The organism is Pseudomonas sp. PDM22 (assembly GCF_014851965.1).
In the GTDB taxonomy this organism is placed as follows: domain Bacteria; phylum Pseudomonadota; class Gammaproteobacteria; order Pseudomonadales; family Pseudomonadaceae; genus Pseudomonas.
The window spans coordinates 527,848-544,984 of the sequence record NZ_JACVAR010000005.1 but is presented as its reverse complement, the minus strand read 5'-3'; the positions used below and the strand labels follow the sequence as shown (position 1 = coordinate 544,984).

Annotated in this window: 15 protein-coding genes; 9 read left to right on the top strand and 6 right to left on the bottom strand. The window is 67.9% G+C overall.

The window, feature by feature from the left end:
* Positions 1-35: 35 nt before the first annotated feature.
* Positions 36-1,424 (bottom strand): aldehyde dehydrogenase family protein, encoded by a 1,389-nt coding sequence (locus IB255_RS20280; protein ID WP_081518316.1) that lies wholly within the window; start codon positions 1,422-1,424, stop codon positions 36-38.
* Between the two features lie 108 nt (positions 1,425-1,532).
* Between IB255_RS20280 and ptrR the strand changes: the two genes are divergently transcribed.
* The 6 genes from ptrR (at position 1,533) to IB255_RS20250 (ending at position 11,015) form a co-directional block, all read left to right on the top strand.
* A complete protein-coding gene (gene ptrR, locus IB255_RS20275; protein ID WP_081518315.1) occupies positions 1,533-2,417 on the top strand; it encodes a putrescine utilization regulator PtrR in 885 nt (294 codons plus the stop codon).
* An 81-nt stretch (positions 2,418-2,498) separates the two neighbouring features.
* The gene (locus tag IB255_RS20270; RefSeq protein ID WP_081518314.1) at positions 2,499-4,082 is read left to right on the top strand and encodes a response regulator; all 1,584 of its coding nucleotides are present in this window, start codon (positions 2,499-2,501) and stop codon (positions 4,080-4,082) included.
* A 103-nt stretch (positions 4,083-4,185) separates the two neighbouring features.
* Positions 4,186-5,031: a hypothetical protein gene (locus tag IB255_RS20265; RefSeq protein ID WP_081518313.1), complete on the top strand. Its 846-nt coding sequence runs from the start codon at positions 4,186-4,188 to the stop codon at positions 5,029-5,031.
* Positions 5,032-5,078: 47 nt separating this feature from the next.
* Entirely contained in the window at positions 5,079-9,260 is a 4,182-nt protein-coding gene (locus tag IB255_RS20260) for a YadA-like family protein (protein ID WP_081518312.1), read from the top strand.
* A 50-nt stretch (positions 9,261-9,310) separates the two neighbouring features.
* Positions 9,311-10,135, top strand: coding sequence for an OmpA family protein (locus IB255_RS20255; protein WP_081518311.1), 825 nt, complete (start codon positions 9,311-9,313; stop codon positions 10,133-10,135).
* 10 nt (positions 10,136-10,145) lie between these two features.
* On the top strand, positions 10,146-11,015 hold the full coding sequence (locus IB255_RS20250; RefSeq protein ID WP_192210776.1) for a hypothetical protein: 870 nt from the start codon (positions 10,146-10,148) through the stop codon (positions 11,013-11,015).
* 59 nt (positions 11,016-11,074) lie between these two features.
* On the opposite strand, the gene IB255_RS20245 is transcribed toward IB255_RS20250, so the two are convergent.
* The 3 genes from IB255_RS20245 to IB255_RS20235 all read right to left on the bottom strand — a co-directional run bounded on the left by IB255_RS20245 (position 11,075) and on the right by IB255_RS20235 (position 12,889).
* Positions 11,075-11,401, bottom strand: a complete 327-nt coding sequence (locus tag IB255_RS20245) for a hypothetical protein (protein WP_192210775.1) — start codon at positions 11,399-11,401, stop codon at positions 11,075-11,077.
* 5 nt (positions 11,402-11,406) lie between these two features.
* Positions 11,407-12,006 carry an NAD(P)H-binding protein gene (locus IB255_RS20240; RefSeq protein WP_151187448.1) on the bottom strand — a complete coding sequence of 200 codons (600 nt, stop codon included), beginning with the start codon at positions 12,004-12,006 and terminating at the stop codon, positions 11,407-11,409.
* A gap of 94 nt (positions 12,007-12,100) precedes the next feature.
* Entirely contained in the window at positions 12,101-12,889 is a 789-nt protein-coding gene (locus IB255_RS20235; protein ID WP_192210774.1) for an AraC family transcriptional regulator, read from the bottom strand.
* Between the two features lie 144 nt (positions 12,890-13,033).
* Here IB255_RS20235 and IB255_RS20230 point away from each other — a divergent pair, with 144 nt between their 5' ends.
* The gene (locus IB255_RS20230; protein WP_192210773.1) at positions 13,034-13,387 is read left to right on the top strand and encodes a VOC family protein; all 354 of its coding nucleotides are present in this window, start codon (positions 13,034-13,036) and stop codon (positions 13,385-13,387) included.
* Here IB255_RS20230 and IB255_RS20225 read toward each other — a convergent pair.
* Positions 13,357-14,247 carry a LysR family transcriptional regulator gene (locus IB255_RS20225; protein WP_081518305.1) on the bottom strand — a complete coding sequence of 297 codons (891 nt, stop codon included), beginning with the start codon at positions 14,245-14,247 and terminating at the stop codon, positions 13,357-13,359. The genes IB255_RS20230 and IB255_RS20225 overlap by 31 nt on opposite strands.
* A 141-nt stretch (positions 14,248-14,388) precedes the next feature.
* Here IB255_RS20225 and IB255_RS20220 point away from each other — a divergent pair, with 141 nt between their 5' ends.
* Positions 14,389-15,936 carry an MFS transporter gene (locus tag IB255_RS20220; protein ID WP_192210772.1) on the top strand — a complete coding sequence of 516 codons (1,548 nt, stop codon included), beginning with the start codon at positions 14,389-14,391 and terminating at the stop codon, positions 15,934-15,936.
* 153 nt (positions 15,937-16,089) lie between these two features.
* Positions 16,090-16,341, top strand: coding sequence for a hypothetical protein (locus tag IB255_RS20215; RefSeq protein ID WP_192210771.1), 252 nt, complete (start codon positions 16,090-16,092; stop codon positions 16,339-16,341).
* An 18-nt stretch (positions 16,342-16,359) separates the two neighbouring features.
* Here IB255_RS20215 and IB255_RS20210 read toward each other — a convergent pair whose 3' ends face one another.
* Positions 16,360-16,941: a sugar O-acetyltransferase gene (locus tag IB255_RS20210; RefSeq protein WP_081518302.1), complete on the bottom strand. Its 582-nt coding sequence runs from the start codon at positions 16,939-16,941 to the stop codon at positions 16,360-16,362.
* Positions 16,942-17,137: the final 196 nt, after the last annotated feature.

Genomic DNA, 17,137 nt, shown 5'->3' with positions numbered 1-17,137 from the left:
CCCGCCCTCATGGCGGGCCGTTGCGTTCTCAGCGCTTAGCGGCGATCGACCCACACGGTCTGTGCGTTGCAGAACTCGCGCACGCCGAAGTGCGACAGCTCGCGACCGAAGCCGCTCTTCTTCACGCCGCCGAAACCGACGCGGGCATCGCTGGCGCTGTAGCCGTTGATGAATACGCCACCGACGTCCAGCTCGGCGGTCATCTGCCGGGCGCGGGCGAGGTCGGCGGTGAACACCGTGGCGGTCAGGCCGAAGTCGCTGTCGTTGGCCAGTTCCAGCGCGTGGCGGGCGTCCCTGGCGCGGATGATCGAGGCCACCGGGCCGAACAGCTCCTCGCGGAACGAGGTCATTTCCGGCGTCACGTCCGCCAGCACGGTGGGCTGGTAGAAGTTGCCCGCGCCTTCGGCCTTGCCGCCGCCCAGCAGCAGGGTGGCGCCTTCGGCCAGGGTGCGCTGCACCTGGTCGTCCAGTTCGTCGCGCAGGTCGTAGCGGGCCATAGGGCCGACGTAGGTCTGCGCCTGGGTCGGGTCGCCCATCAGCAGTTCGCGGGTCGCGGCGAGGAAGCGCTCGGTGAAGGCGTCGGCGATGCTGTCCTCGATGATGAAGCGCTTGGCGGCGGCGCAGACCTGCCCGGAGTTCTGGAAGCGTCCGGCGACGGCGGCCTTTACGGCCACGTCGAGGTCGGCATCGGCGAGCACGATGAAGGCGTCCGAGCCGCCCAGTTCGAGCACGCACTTCTTCAGCACGGCGCCGGCCTGGGAGCCGATGGCGGAGCCGGCGCGCACGCTGCCGGTCACGGTGACGGCGGCGATGCGGTCGTCGCGGATGGCCTGGGATACCAGGTCGTTACCGACGTTGATCACCTCGAACACGCCGGCCGGGAAGTCCGCCTGCTGGAACGCCTGCAGCATTCCGTAGGCGCTGCCCATGACGTTCGGTGCGTGCTTGAGCACATAGGTGTTGCCTGCCAGCAGCGCCGGCACCGCGCCGCGCAGCACCTGCCAGATCGGGAAGTTCCACGGCATCACCGCGAGGATCGGGCCCAGCGGGCGGTACTCGATCCAGGCGCGCTCGTGCTCCACGCTGGTGGGCTCCGGGGCGAGCATCTGCGGGCCGTTGGCGGCGTACCAGTCGCACAGGCCGGCGCACTTTTCCACTTCGCCACGGGCCTGGGTGATGGGCTTGCCCATCTCGGCGGTGATAGTGGCGGCAAGGGCATCGGCGTTGGCGCGCAGCGTCTGGCCGAGGCGTACCAGGGCGGCGGCGCGCTGCTCCAGCGGGGTGCGCTTCCAGGTCGCGTAGCCCTGGGCCGCGCGGGCCAGGGACTGCTCCAGCGCCTGCGCGGATTCGAAGGCGTAGCTGTCGATCACCTCGCCGGTGGTGGGGTTGCGGGAGATCGCGTGGGTCTGCGGGGAGATGCTCATGGCTCGCTCCTGGAGGGTGGGTTGCAGGATGTGGAGCCAGTGTCGCGTTGAATCATGCTTATGAAAACTGAATAATAATGACGATTACGCTCTCGTTTGGAGAATGAAATGGACCTCGTCCAGCTGGAAATCTTCTGTGCCGTGGCTGCCCACAAGAGCATCGCCGCCGCCGCCCAGGCCATGCACCGCGTGCCGTCCAACCTGACCACGCGGATCAAGCAGCTGGAAGCGGACCTGGGCGCCGACCTGTTCATCCGCGAGAACAATCGCCTGCGCCTGTCCCTGGCCGGGCACGACTTCCTCGTCTACGCCACGCGCATCCTCGGCCTGGTGGAAGAGGCGCGGGTGGTGGTGTCGGGCAAGGAGCCCACGGGGCGCTTCCCCATCGGCTCGCTGGAGAGCACGGCGGCGGTGCGCATCCCGCGCCTGCTGGCGCGCTACCACCAGCAGTACCCGAAGGTGGAGCTGGACCTCTCCACCGGCCCGTCGGGCGACATGATCGACGGGGTGATCGCCGGCGAGCTGATCGCCGCCTTCGTCGACGGGCCGATCAAGCACCCGGCACTGGAGGGCGTGCCGGTGTTCGACGAGGACATGCTGGTGGTCGCGCCGTCACACCACGCGCCGATCCAGCGCGGCCAGGATGCCGACGGCGAGATGATCTACGTGTTCCGCGACAACTGCTCCTACCGCCATCACTTCGAACGCTGGTTCGCCGCTGACGGCGCGGCCCCCGGCGCCATCCGCGAGCTGGAGTCCTACCACAGCATGCTCGCCTGCGTGAGCGCCGGCGGCGGCCTGGCGGTGATGCCGCGCAGCATGCTGAGCAACATGCCCGGCAGCGCCTCGGTCAGCGCCTGGCCCATGAGCGGCGACTTCGCCCGGCTGAACACCTGGCTGATCTGGCGCAGCGATTCGCGCTCTCGCTCGCTGGAGCTGTTCCGCCAACTGGTCGACGAGCAGGCCGCGGCGCTGGACATGGCGGGGGGCTGATCTTCTCGATAAAGGCGCTGCGTGGATGGTCGGCGGTGCCTATGCTGTTGCGGACGGAAACCGGCTCGGGGCAGGGTAGCTATGGCCAGGGTTTTGCTCGCGGATGCGACACCGATAGTGCGCGATGCCTTGCGCACGTTGCTGGAAGAAATGGGCCACGAGGTGGCGGCGGAGGCGATCGATGTGCCCAGTGCCCTGAGCCTGGCGCGTGAAGCCCGCCCGGACCTGGTGATCCTCGAACTGAACCTGCCGGGGGCAGGCGGGCTCGACCTGCTGCGGCGCCTGCGCGCTCGCGATGCCCGGCAGAAGGTGCTGGTCTACAGCCGGCAGAACCCGGCGCATTTCGCCCCGCTGTGCTTTCAGGCCGGCGCCAGTGGCTTCGTCAGCAAGCATGAAGACACCGCCCTGCTGCGCAAGGCCATCGTCGATGTGCTCGCCGGGCGCGGCCACTTCGCCCGCGAGCACATGCAGTCAGGCCCCGGAGATGTGCTGGGCAGCCTGACGCCGCGCGAATTGTCGGTACTGCAACTGATCGCCGAGGGGCAGTCGAACGTGCGCATCGCCGAGCAGCTGCGCATCAGCTTCAAGACGGTCAGCACCTACAAGGCGCACCTGCTGGAGAAGCTGCGCGTTGGCTCCAACGTCGAGCTGGCCGAAATCGCCCGTCGTGCAGGCCTGGTAGCGGATTATCCGTCGGGTGCGGCGGTGGCCGAAGCGCTGCCCGCCGAGATCGGCCTTTTGCGCGAACTGGTCGATGCCGCGCCCAACCCGATGTTCGTGCGGGGTGTCGACAGCCGCCTGCTGTTCTGCAACCAGCGCTTCCTCGACTTCCACCAGGTCAGCGCGGACGAAGCGCTGGGCGCCACGCTGGCCGGCAGCACCTGGCTGCCGGCACAGCATCGCGAGTCGCTGCCGGGCCGCTTCCAGACCGTGATAGAGAAGGGTGTTCCGGTGACCTTCACCCTGCGCGCCGAGCTGCATGGCAGGCATCGCGTGCTGCACAACTGGATGGTGCCCTGCCGCGACTCCAGCGGCCAGCCGAGCGGCGTGCTGGGTGGCTTGCAGGACATTACCGACAGCGAGGACGAGCTGCTCGAATGGCGCGACCGCGCCCTGGCCGCCGAAGCCGGGCTGCACCGGCTCCGCGAGATCAGCACGGCAGCGCTGGACGAGCTGCACTCCCGCCTGGACGGGCTCGAACTGCACCCGGCAACACCGGGCCTGGACGGAGTCGTCGAAGCGCTGCGTCGGCTCAAGAGCACCAGCAACCCGGAAGAGGATCACCCCGCACCGTCGCTGACGCCTTGTGACCTGGAGGACCTCATCGAGCGCGGCCTGGCTCAGTACCCGGCCTGCCGTTTCGACAACCAGTGCAGCGAACGGCTGCGCAGCTGGCTGGATGCAGAGCTGTTTTCCCATTGGCTGAACGGCGCGCTGGAGCTGCTTGTCGCGCCACGGGGTGTGATGCTTGCGGCCCGGGCGGTGCAGCAGGGGCAACTGCTGGTGCGCCTGGAGCTGAGTGGTGTGGGCGGAGGCAACAGCATCATCCTCCAGCAGTACGTCCTGCGCCTGGCGCAGCGGCTGAATGCGCGCATGGGCATCCAGCGCAGCGCGGAGCACCTGGCCATCGATCTGGAACTGGAGCTGCGCCTGGCGGCCAGCTGATTGCGGAACAACTCTGATGCCGGGGCGGGGAGGACTCCTAGTTCGCTCCGCACGCGCCATTCCTAGCATGACGGCAACTCGAACATTTACAGGAGTTGCCGCCATGAACCCTCTCTCGAAAACCGCCGATCGCAGTCGCTCCGGCAAGCTTTCCACCATCGCCCTGGCATTGCTGGTCGCCACGGGGTCGGCCCTGGCCGGCCCGGCGCAACCGGTGCCGCAGGCGCCCGCGCAAACCGTCGCACAACCCCTGGTGCTGCTGGCCCACCAGCAACTGCTCGAAGGCGACCTCGCTTCGGCCCAGGCGCTGCTGCGCGAAGCCGGCGCGCAAGGGCAGGGCGGCAGCCGCGCCCTGGCCGAGCAGGCCTTCATCGAGGATGCCGGCGGCCGCCACATGCGCGCCCGGCAGTTCTACGACGCCCTCAAGGGCAGCGACCAGGCGGCGGTGATCGCCTTGCCGTCGGCAGTGAACCTGGCCGCGCTGGGCCGCTTCGAGCAGGCCGGCAAAGCCTTCGCAGAGCTGCAGAAGACCTCCCCCAACCCGCAGGTCCAGGCCTACGCCGGCCTCTGGAACCTCTGGGTAACCGCCCGCCAGGCCAGCGATGCCGGAGTCAAGCCGGCCGTCACCAAGGCGCGTGTGGAGAAACTCGCCCGTGCCATCAAACCGGTCGACGAGCACCAGCGCGCCATGCTCGCGCTGTTCCAGGGCAAGTCCGACAGCTCCGCGGTGTTCGCCCAGATCGATGGCCTGCAGGCCCCCGACGCGGTCAAGCGTGACCTGCGCACCGAGGCCGGATTGTTCGCCGGTGGCTACCTCGACTACGTCCGCCAGGACCACGCCGGGGCACTGCGCCTTTACGAGCGCGCGCTGCAGCAGTCGCGCCCGACGGCCATGGAACGCCCGCAACTGATCCAGTCCAGCCGCGCCCTGCAGCTGTCTTCCCGCTGATTTCCCTTTGCTGAATCCGGGGGCAGCGCCCCTGGAAGGAGCTTCTCATGAACAGGATTTATCGTCTGGTGTGGTCGCGCAGTCGCGCTGCCTGGTGTGTTGCCTCGGAGCTGACCAGTCGCGTCGGCAAGAGTGGTCATCGCGGTGCCGGCGCGGGGCGTCCGTTAATGCAGGCCCTGTCTCTGCTGGCGTTGAGCGTCGGCCTTGCCGTCAGCGGGATGGTCGGTGCGGTGGCAGGTAACCCCGGTCTGTACGTCAACGACAGCACCGACATTGGCTGCAACTTCATGCATGACACCGGCATGACCGGAGAAATGGGCTGGAAATATGACGGCAACAACGCCAAGTGCCAGTCAGATGACAAGTCGACCCAGACTGGGCGGGTGCTTTTCTACGGCACCGGAGTGCAGAAAGACGGCACCAATTCGCTGACCCTGGGCAACGAACTCTTCGTCAACGGCGGCCGAATCGGTCTGAACAACAAGATCGATGGAAGCAACTCCATGGCCATCGGCAACGTCAACGATGCCAATGGCACCAGCGCCACTGGCGCCGATGCCATCGCCATCGGCAACAACGCCCAGAGCCTGAGCCAGTATGCCAGCGCCTTCGGGACAGGGGCGAAGGTCGGCAGCGAGTCGAGCCAGGGCCTGGCCGTGGGCAACAACGCCCTGGTGCAGGGCAGCAAGGGCATCGCCATCGGCAACGGCGCGCAGACCCTTTCCAACGACGCGCTCACGCTGGGCAATGGCGCGGCCGTCAATCACGGCGCCACCGACAGCATGGCGCTGGGCAACAACAGCCAGGTTGCCGCGGACGCCAACAAAGCGACAGCGCTGGGCTTCGGAGCCAATGCTCAAGCTTCCCGGTCCACGGCGCTGGGCGAAAGTTCGGTGGCGGGTGCAGCGGGCTCCGTTGCGATGGGCAGCGCTGCGAAGGTCGGCCAGAGCGCCACCGACAGCCTCGCGCTGGGCAGCGGCAGCCTGATCGCCGACGGTGCCCAGAACGCTGCAGCCCTTGGCAAGGGCGCGACTGCCAATGCCAACAACTCGCTGGCTCTGGGCACATCCGCCGTGACCGGCGCGACCAATTCCGTAGCGCTGGGCAGCTCTGCCGTGGTTGGTACCAACTCCAGCAATGGCCTGGCCCTGGGGAGTAGCAGTCAGATCGGAGTCGGCGCGAGCAACACGGTGGCATTGGGTACAAAGGCAATGGTCGGTGACCGTGCCAGCAACGGCATGGCGCTGGGCAACGGCAGCAGTGTTGCGGTGGATGCCAGTAACGCAATTGCCCTGGGCAACGCGAGCTCAGCCAGTCGCTCCAACTCGGTGGCCATCGGCAATGGTGCGCAAGCCAACGGGCTGAACAGCATCGTGCTGGGCGCCAACAGCACCAGCACTGCCGGCAGAAGCATACGCACGGAAACTGCCTACGTTCCGGCTGGCGCCACCAGCGTTGCCGGCAGTGTTGCCGATAGCGAGTTCTCCATCGGTCGTGCTGGCGACACCACCAACACTCCCATCGTCCGGCGCCTGACCAATCTTGCCGCTGGCGCGCAGGATACCGACGGCGTCAACGTCAGCCAGCTGAAAGCCCTGGGCGACCAGGTGGCCGACGGCGACGCCGGCGCGGTCAAGTACGAGCGCAACCCGGTCACCGGCACCATCAACTACAACAAGGTGGTGATGCAGGGCGATACCTACAACTCGGTGACCAGGACCGGTGGCACGAAGATCACCAACGTCGCCCGTGGTGCGGATGACAGCGACGCGGTGAACATGTCGCAGCTCAACGAGACCAACGAGAGTGTCACCAACGTCGATAACCGCGTCACTCAGGTCGACAACCGAGTCACCCATGTCGACAACCGGGTGAACAATGTCTTCGGCAACGACAGCGACGCCAACGTTGCCGATAACGGACGCGGCATCCGCTATGTTCGCACCAATGACAATGGCCTGCCGGTGGACGACGCCTATGCCACCCACCCGGGTTCCACGGCGGTGGGCTACCAAGCACGGGCCACCGCTGAAGGCTCCCTGGCTCTGGGACAAAATGCCACCGCCAGCACCACCAACAGCGTGGCGCTGGGGGCGGGCAGCAGCACCGGTGCCAATCTGGGCCTGGAGGCCTTCATGGGTGGCGGCCAACCGGCCAGGGGCCGGGCAAGCGGCGAGGTCTCGGTGGGCTCTCCTAACGCCGAGCGCCGTATCACCAACCTCGCCGGCGGCGCCGAAGACACCGATGCGGTGAACGTCTCGCAACTGCGGGGTGTTTCCGAACGAGCCGAGCGCGCCGAGCAACTGAGCCAGGATGCGCTGCTCTGGGATTGGAGCAGCAACAGCTTCAGCGCCACCCACCACGGCAACGGGCCGAACAAGATCACCAACGTCGCAGCCGGCGATATCAACGACAACTCCACCGATGCAGTGAACGGTTCGCAGTTGTCCGCGACCAACACTCAGGTGACGAACCTGGGTGGCCGCGTCACCAACGTGGAAGGAGATGTCTCCAACCTGGGCGACCACGTCGAGAATATCTACAACACGGGCACCAAGTACTTCCACGCCAACTCCACCGGCACTGATTCGGCGGCGCTCGGCCAGGACTCCGTCGCCATTGGCATGGGCGCGGTGTCCAGCCATGACGGCAGCGTGGCGCTGGGCGCAGGTTCCGTCGCCGATGGCAGCACCCTGGGACATCAGGCGTATCTGGTGGGCGGCAGTGCGACAGGTGAAGTCAATGTCGGCAACCGCCGTGTCACGGGTGTCGCGGCAGGCGCGGATGAGACCGACGCGGTGAATGTCTCGCAACTCAAGGGGGTCTCCGACCGCACCGACCAACTGAGCCAGGATGCGCTGCTCTGGGACCCGACCGCCAATGGCGGCAACGGGGCCTTCAGCGCCAACCACGGCGGGCGCGGGCCGAACAAGATCACCAACGTCGCCGCCGGTGATGTCAACTCCACCTCCACCGACGCAGTGAACGGCTCGCAGCTGTACGAAGTGACCACCCAGATCAACAACATCACCCTGGGCGGCATCAGGTACTTCCACGCCAATTCGCAGAAACCCGACTCCATCGCCAGCGGCGCCGATTCCATCGCCGTCGGCCCGGCCGCCCAGGCTTCCGGGACGTCCTCCCTGGCCATGGGCGATGGCGCCAATGCCAGTGCCAGCAATGCCAGCGCCATCGGCAGCCATGCAACCGCCAGCGCTGACAGCGCCACGGCGGTGGGCACCGGCGCCAGCGCCACTGGCAGTTCCTCGGTGGCCATGGGCGAGGGTGCTGCCGCCACCGGCGAGCGCAGCTCGGCCATCGGCGCCGGAGCCAGTGCCGAAGCCACCAACAGCGTGGCCCTGGGCGCCGACTCGGTGGCCGATCGCGATAACAGCGTCTCGGTGGGCAGCGCCGGCAACGAACGGCAGATCACCAACGTCAAGGCCGGCGAGGCCGACACCGATGCGGTCAACGTCTCGCAGTTGCGCGACCACGGCGACACGGTCAACAGCACCATCAACAACGTCGACAACCGCGTCACCCAGGCGAAGACCGACATCACCCAGCTGCAGAACGGCACCGATGGCATGTTCCAGGTGAACAACAGCAGCAGCCTGCCCAAGCCGAGCCCCACCGGCACCGATGCGGTGGCCGGCGGCGCGGGAGCGGAGGCCTCGGGCAACAACAGTGCGGCCATCGGCACCCGTGCGCGGGCCAGCGGCAGTAATGCCACGGCGCTGGGCAACGGCTCCAGCGCCCAGGCGCAGAACTCGGTGGCGCTGGGCGCCAACTCGGTGGCCGACCGCGCCAACAGCGTCTCGGTGGGCAGCGCCGGCAACGAGCGGCAGATCACCAACCTTGCCGCCGGCACCGCGCCGACCGACGCGGTGAACGTCAGCCAGCTGCAGCAGAGCATGGGTGACATCTCCAACCAGTTCTACGACTACACCGACTCCCGCTACAACGCGCTGCGCCACGACCTGAAGAAACAGGACGACATCCTCAGCGCCGGTATCGCCGGAGCCATGGCCATGGCGACCCTGCCGCAGCCGCACTCGGCCGGAGCCAGCATGGCCACCGTCGGGCTGGGCAACTACCGCGGCCAGGGTGCGCTGGCGATTGGCGTCTCGCGTATCTCCGACAACGGCAAGTGGGTCACCAAGCTGCAGGGCAGTACCAGCAGCCAGGGTGAAGCCGGCGTCGCAGTCGGTCTCGGTTACCAGTGGTAAGTCATTGCGTCGCGGCCCGGCTCCGGCCGGGCTGCGCGAAGGAGGTCAAGATGAACACTTTCACCATCCGCAACCTGTGCACCCTGGCCCTGGCCTGCAGCGGACTGCTGCTGGCGGCCTGCGGCAGCCACAGCGTGGTCGATGCCCAGGGGCACAGTGCCGATCCGCAATTCCCCGCGATCAGCGACTCCTACCGCCCGCAGGGCAGCTACGTGAACCTGGAAAACCTCGGCAAGGTGCAGCCAGGCATGGGCAAGGCCCAGCTCTACGAACTGCTCGGCACCCCGCACTTCCAGGAGGGCCTGTTCGGCGTGCATGAGTGGGACTACGTCCTGCGCTTCCGCCGTCCGGGCCAGCAGGACCTGCTCTGCCAGTACAAGGTGCTGTTCGACAAGGATATGCACGCGCAGACCTTCCTGTTCTCGCCGGCCGACTGCCTGGAGCAGGCCCGACCGGCCCCGGCTCAATCACCCGTGACGGCACCAACTGCTTCGCAGCGCGTCACCCTCGGCGGTGACGCCACCTTCGCCTTCAACAGCGCTGAACTCAGCCCGGCCGGCCGCGCCAGCCTGGCGCCCCTGGCCGAACAACTGAAGGCGCAGCAGCCATCGCAGATCAGCATCACCGGGCACACCGACCGTCTTGGCTCGCCGGCCTACAACCTCGAGCTGTCGCGGCGCCGTGCCGAAGCGGTGCGCGAATACCTGGCCGCCGCTGGCGTGCCGTTCGCCTCGATGCACGTACGCGGTGCCGGGGCCGCTGAGCCGGTAGCCGATTGCCCGGACCTGCCGCGCGCCCAACTGATCAACTGCCTGGCGGCCGACCGCCGGGTCGTCATCGAATCCAGCGCCGTTGCGGCGCAAGCCCAAGAGTGAGGAACACGCCATGAACATCCAGAGCAAATGGCTGACCGCGATGCTGATCCCCGTCTGCCTGCTGGCCGGCTGCAAAGGCTCCGACCAGACTCCCGCCAGCGATGCCAAAGCCACCGCCCAGCAACACCTGGGCACGCTGGACTACCCGGCGCTGCCGATCATCCGCAACGCGGTGTTCAGCATGAGCCCGCTGGTGGACGGCAAGCGCAACCCCGCCGTGATGCAGCAGATCTGCGGCCTGGCCCGAGGTGAATCCACCCAGGCGGATGTGGACCGCTTCGTTGCGGCCAGTGGCGAAAGCGCGCAGCACCTGAAAGAGAAGGGCGGCGTCACAGCGCTGCTGGTGAACGGCAATCATGCCGGCCAGCAGATCGCCTGTGCCGCCTACCTGGCGACCGCGCCGATGATCCAGGTGGACGGCAACGAGTTCATTGCTCCGCGCAAAGGCGCCGACGGCAAGCTGCAGGTCGACCAGGCCCGCCTGGGCGAAGTCATGGCCGTGCGCATGGCCCTGGCCCGCACCGACGCCGAGTACTTCACCCTGATCGCCGAGAAGCTGCAGCAGACTCCCGGTCTCACCGATGCCCAGTACCAGTCACGCACCCGCGAGCTGTTCTCCGAACTGGCGCCGGCCTACCTCAATCGTGTGAAGGAGCAGATGCCGCCGGCTGGCACCCGCTTCGACCTGAAGCAGATGGACAGCGAGCGCTTCGCCTTCAGCACCTCCAACGGCGGTGAATACGAATACACCAGCGACGGCATGACCCTGCGCCAGGACAACGTCACCTGGTACGGCGATGGCCAGCTGATGGGCCAGCCGCATACGCTGAAGGTGGCCTATTACCCCCATGCAGTCACTCAGATCGTGGATCACCCCTGAGGCTCGAGGGCGCGGCGGACGGTGGTCCAGGCCATCGTCCGCCGTCGCACCGCTTTCACTCATCCCCCCGGCCGGCTGTCGCTGCGGCTTTCGCGCATGACCCGGCGCAATCCATACGCCACTCCCGCCCCCAGCATTCCGCCCAGCAGTGTGGCAAGCAGCTCCGCCAGCAGGCCGATGGCGCTGTCGATGCTCATGCTCCGCAGGTAATTGCCCAGCTCCGGCCACAACCCGAGCCAGAGGCCGACGAACACCAGCACCAGGTCGTACCAGATACCGCTGACGCCGGCCGGGCGATAGCCGCGCACGAAGAGGATGAAGGCGCTGAAGGCCAGCGCCAGTAGCAGGGTGCCGAGAAACTGGCTGAGTGCATCGGGGCCGGACATGGCGGCTACTCCTCACCGCTGCGCAGACGCAGGCACTGGCCGCTGTGCAGGCTCAGCTGCATCTCGTCCAGCAACGCCTCGGCGTAAGACAGCGCCAGGGCGGAGTCCTCGGCGGAGGCGCTTCCGGCGCGGCTGAAGTCGTCGATGCGCAGGCCCTCGGGCATTGGCGGTGCTTCCACCAGTGTCCAGTCCAGGCCGCTCACTTCGAGGCTGCGGGCGAGGCCGGCGCCGAGTTGTTCCTGTTCGGCATCGGCAGGTTCCACCAGCCAGCCCCAATGGCCCACCAGCAGCAGGCGCGGGACTTCCGCGCGCAACGCACCGTCGATCAGGGCGCCGCACTGCGGCGGCAGCTCTTGCGCCGGCTGGTCGGCGAGGAAGGCGAAGACTACATCCAACCCCGAAACGGCCTGGCTGACCACGATGGACGAGTCCAGGCTGCCCAGCTTGCAGCGCAGGCCGGGGCGCGCACGCAGGCGGTTGAGGTCGTCGAGCAGCACGGTCACCTCGTGCTGGCGTTGCAGGGCGCCTGCTATCAGCGCCTGGCCGAAGCTGCCCGAAGGTTTGAACAGTCCCAGCTTGAGGGTCGGGGTTTCCAGGTTGTGCATGGAGGCTCCTTCGACAGCGGTGGTTCGACGGATGCGACATGTGCATATCGAAGGAGAGGGTCGGCGAGGGTTCAGTCCGATTGCGCCAGCGGCGCTAGGCGGTCACCGCAGTGCTGTCCGCCGAGGCCTGGTAGCTGCTGGGCGCCACGCCCAGGCTGCGGCGGAACATGCTGGAGAAGGCGCTCGGGCTGTCGTAGCCCAGCTCCAGCGCCACGCGGGTGACCGGGTTGCCCGCCGCCAGCCGGGTGACGGCGGCGAGCAAGCAGGCCTGCTGGCGCCAGGCGCCGAAGGAGAGGCCGGTCTGCTGGCGGAACAGCCGGCTGAAGGTGCGCGTGCTGCAATGCAGCTCGCCGGCCCAGCGCTCCGCGGTGACGTCGATGGCCGGTGCGCGCAGGAACTCCCGGCACAGCTCCAGCAGGCGCGGGTGCGCCGGCAGCGGGGCAAACAGCGGCAGGCTCGGCGCCTGGCGCAGCTCGTGGAGCAGCAGGCGGATCAGGTCGCCGTCGCGGCCGCGCTCGTCGTGCAGCGCCGGCACCTCGACGCTGGCCAGCAGCAGGTGATGCAGCAGCGGCGAGACGGTCAGCGCCTGGCACAGCCGGGTGTCGCGCACCGGCACCTGCGGGTCGATGTACAGGCTGCGTGTGCTGACCCCGCGCATCAGCACCCGGTGCTGCTTGCCGGCGGGAATCCACACGCCGCTGTAGGGCGGGATCACCCAGGCGCCGTCCTCGGTCTCCACCTCCATCAGCCCGTTCATGCCATAGAGGAACTGCGCCCGGCGGTGGGCGTGGGGCTTGAGCAGCGTGCCGAGCGGGTAATCGGTGCCGATGGCGAGCACAGCGCGGTCGACGTCGTCGACGCTGGCGAGGGGGATGTTGAGCATGGCGGCGAATCTGGCTGAGTCGCGAGGATTATTTGCCAATCCGCGCAAGATGGCCAATCAGCCTGCGGTCAACTGGCGCGGTGCGCTTTGCTCGCGCGGTATTTGCCGTAGGATCAGGCCCACATGACTTGCCAGGAGGCGACTATGGGTATCCGCGGGAACGACCGTCAGGTCGACAACATCGAGTTCAACGTCAGCGACATCGCGCGCAGCAAGGCCTTCTACGGTAGCGCCTTTGGCTGGAGCTTCACCGACTACGGTCCCACCTACAGCGAATTCAGCGACGGTCGCCTCACCGGTGGTTTCACCACCGGCGAACCGGTGCGCCCCGGCGGTCCGCTGGTGATCCTCTACGCCGACGACCTGGCACAGACCCAGGCCCGACTCGAAGCCGCCGGTGCCACCATCAGCCGCGCGACCTTCGCCTTCCCCGGCGGCCGGCGCTTCCACTTCATCGACCCGGACGGCTACGAGCTGGCGGTGTGGTCGGCGGACTGAGCCCGGACCTGTTCGATATAGCGCCGCACCAGCGGTGATTTCTCGAAGCGCCGGTGCAGCAGTGACAGCCACGAGCGCGGCGCGCAGTCGGCGAGCGGACGGTAGTTCACCTGCGGCAATTGCACCCGGCGCACCACGGACTCGGGGACGATGGCGACGCCGCGGCCGAGGGACACCAGCGCGATCACCGCGACCAGGCTGCCCGGCTGCTGGCCCAGGCGCGGGGCAAAGCCGCCGGCGCTGGCCACTTCCAGCGTGCCGGAGATCTGCTCCGGAAGGATGAAGGTTTCACCACTCAAGCGCGCGGCGCGAATCTCCGGCAGCTCGTTGAGGCGCGAGGAAGCGGGCAGGGCGAGGACGAAGCCTTCCTCCTGCAGGGCGATGGCTTCCAGCTCCTCCGGCAGGCTCATCGGCGAGCGCACGTAGGCGAGGTCGAGCGTACCGTCGCGTACCTGCGCCGGCAGTTGCGCCATGGGCGCTTCGCTGATGTCCAGGTCCACCGCCGGCAGGGCTCGGGTGAATTCCTCGACATGCTGCTGCAGCACGCCGGAGTAAGCCGCCGAGGCCACGTAGCCCAGGCGCAGATGCCCGGTTTCGCCCCGGCCGGCGCGCTGCGCGCCCAGTTGCGCGGCGTCGAACTGGCGTACCGCGAGTCCGGCTTCCGCCAGCAGGGCTTCGCCAGCGGCGGTCAGGCGCACCTCGCGCTGGCTACGCTGGAACAGCAGCACGCCCAGCTCCTTTTCCATGTCCTGGATCTGCCGGCTCAGGGTTGGCGGGGCGATGCCCAGCTGTTCGGCCGCGCGGGTGAAGTGGCCGTGGTGGGCGACGCTGAGGAAGTAGCGGAAATGACGGATTTCCATGTTCGTTAGTCGCAGGCTAATGACGAAGGCCGCCGTGGCTAACAAGCCCGGCGCACGCGGGCGTTACCGTGGAGGCAACACTACAAGGCTGGCGCGACGAGGGCAAAACCCGGCGCGCCGGCCAGCGCGGGAAGCCTTGCCATGTCCGACCCTGTGATTCGCCCACGACCCTCCGCCCGTTTCACCCTGCTGACCGCTTCGGCGGTGTGCGCGCTGATCATCCTCGACACCAACATCGTCGCGGTTTCGCTGCCGAGCATCGCCCGCGATCTGTCCGGCTCCTTCGCCGATATCGAGTGGGTGGTCAGCGCCTACCTGCTGGCCTTCGCCGCCTGCCTGCTGTCCGCCGGCAGCCTGGCCGACCGTTTCGGCCGGCGGCGCATGCTGCTGCTCGGGCTGGTGCTGTTCGGCGCAGCGTCGCTGGCCTGCGGTGCGGCGCCGAGCCTGCTGTTCCTGGATATCGCCCGCGCCGCCAAGGGAGTCGGTGCCGCGCTGTTGCTGACCTCGGCGCTGGCCGCCATCGGCCATCGCTTCCACGAACCCGAGGAGCGCCTGCGCGCCTGGGCCTTCTGGGGCGCGTGCATGGGCGCCACCATCACCTTCGCGCCGCTGCTGGGCGGGGTGATATCCGCCACCCTGGGCTGGCGCTGGATCTTCTACCTCAATCTGCCGCTGGTGGTGCTGCTGGGGGCGATGGCGCTGCGCAGCATCGAGGAGTCCCGCGACAGCGCTGCCGCGCGCCTCGACCCGCTGGGCAGCCTGACCTTCGCTGGCGGCCTGGGCTACCTGATATGGGCGCTGATCGATGGCAACCGCGTCGGCTGGGACAGCCCGCCGACCCTCGCGCGGTTGCTGGTCAGCGCCGGCCTGCTGGGCCTGTTCGTGCTGGTGGAGCGCAGCCAGGCGCGGCCGATGATCGACCTGCGGCTGATGCGCAGCGGCCGCTTCATCGGCGCCTTGCTCGGCATGTTCGCCTACGCCGCCTGTGCCCAGGTGATGATGACCCTGCTGCCGCTGTACCTGCAGAACGGCCTGCAGCTGTCGGCGGTGGCGGCGGGCGCGGGGATGCTGCCGTTCGCCGTGGCGATGCTGCTGGCGCCACGGGTGGGCATGCGCCTGAGTGGGCGCTTCAGCCCGGCGCAGATTTTTGCCTTCGGCCTGGTGCTGGTCGGCGCGGGCAACCTGCTGTGCGCGCTGGCGGCCGGGCAGGGCGGCTACCTGGCCTTCGCCCTCGCCAGCCTGGTGCTGGGTGCCGGCGCCGGGCTGCTCAACGGCGACACGCAGAAGAACATCATGGCCTGCGTGCCCCGCGAGCGCACCGGCATGGCCTCGGGGTTGAGCACCACCACGCGCTTCGCCGCCATCGTGTTGGCCATCGGCATTCTCGGCGGCGTCCTGGCCGCACGCAGTGCCCAGTTGCTGCGCGACGCACTGGCAAAGCTTGCCCCTGCGCAACTGGACAAGGCTGCCGAGATGGCGACCCGCGCGGTGGCGGGGGACTTCACGGCGGCGCTGTCGCTGGTCGATCCGACACTGCGTGATGCGCTGGCGCCCGCTGTGCGCCAGGCCTTCATCGGCGGTTTCGAGGGTGTATTGCTGGCGGCGGGCGTCGCGGCGCTGGTGTTCGCCGTGCTGGTGGGCACGCTGCTCAAGCGGCCGATGCCGGCACATGAGCCGGTGCCGGCCTGAAACGGCCGTTTGTCCGTTTGCCGGCGGGACGGCGGTAGTTGCCGGAACTGTGGTTCGTTCGGCCGGGTCAGGAATCAGGAAGAGTGCGCGTTGTGCGCCTCGTCGCCGCCATCCAGAGCAGAGCGGGCCATCCGCGGCCAGGGGGAGAAGCGCATGCAGCAGTCAGTCGAGCCGGAATTCATGGCACCCAGTGAATACCTGACGTCCACGGGCGTCGCCGTGTTGATGTCGCCGCGTTACATCGCCCCGGGGAAGGTCGGCGAGGTGCTGCTGTCGCTGGCCAAGATGCCGGCCGGCGTGTCGCCGCTGGATGTGGTGGTCGGCCCGTGGGAGTCCCACGAGGAAGCCTTCCAGGCGTCCCATGACGCCGCTGAGCGCTGGGTCGAGCGCCTCGACGACGCCTGAGTCAACGTGGTACGGCCGTCAGCGGTAGCGCTGGCGGTCCGCCTCGCTGATCGGCCGGATGACTCGCGCCGGGTTCCCGGCCGCCAGTACGCCTTCGGGGATGTCACGCACCACCACGGCGCCGGCGCCGATCACGCTGTTCGCGCCGATGCTCACGCCGGGGAGGATGTTCACCCCGGCGCCGATCCATACGTTGTCGCCGATGCTCACCGGGTGCGCGTACTCCAACCCCTGGTTGCGCCGCTCGGCGTCCAGCGGGTGTCCCGCCGTGTAGATGCCGACGTTGGGCGCGATGAACACGTTGTCGCCGATTGTGACCCTGGCGCCATCGAGGATCACCAGGTTGACGTTGGCGTAGAAGCGCTCGCCGATCTCGATGTTGAAGCCGTAGTCGCAATGCAGCGGGCCTTCGATCACGAAGCCTTCGCCGATGCGCGCGAACAGCTCGCGGAGAATTGCCTCGCGGCGCTCGCCGTCATCCGGGTGGCTGTGGTTGAACTCGAAGAGCTTCGCCTTGGCCTCGGCACGCTGGCGCAGTACCTGCGGGTCGTGGTTGGCGTCGTAGAGCAGCCCGGCGGCAGCTTTTTCCAGTTCGTTCATCGAGGCGGGTCCTTGTTGCGTTGAGAGGTGTTCGACGCGCACAGGGCAAGCCGGTTCCCTCCCCGGGCAACAGCCTCCAGGGCTCTGTGTCGCGGAGCGGAAGAGTGCGCCGGTGATTTGTAGTGAATGCTACAAAAAATACGTATTGAAAGTTTCTGAAGCGCATTATACAAATGGCGCCATAACAAGAGGCGCC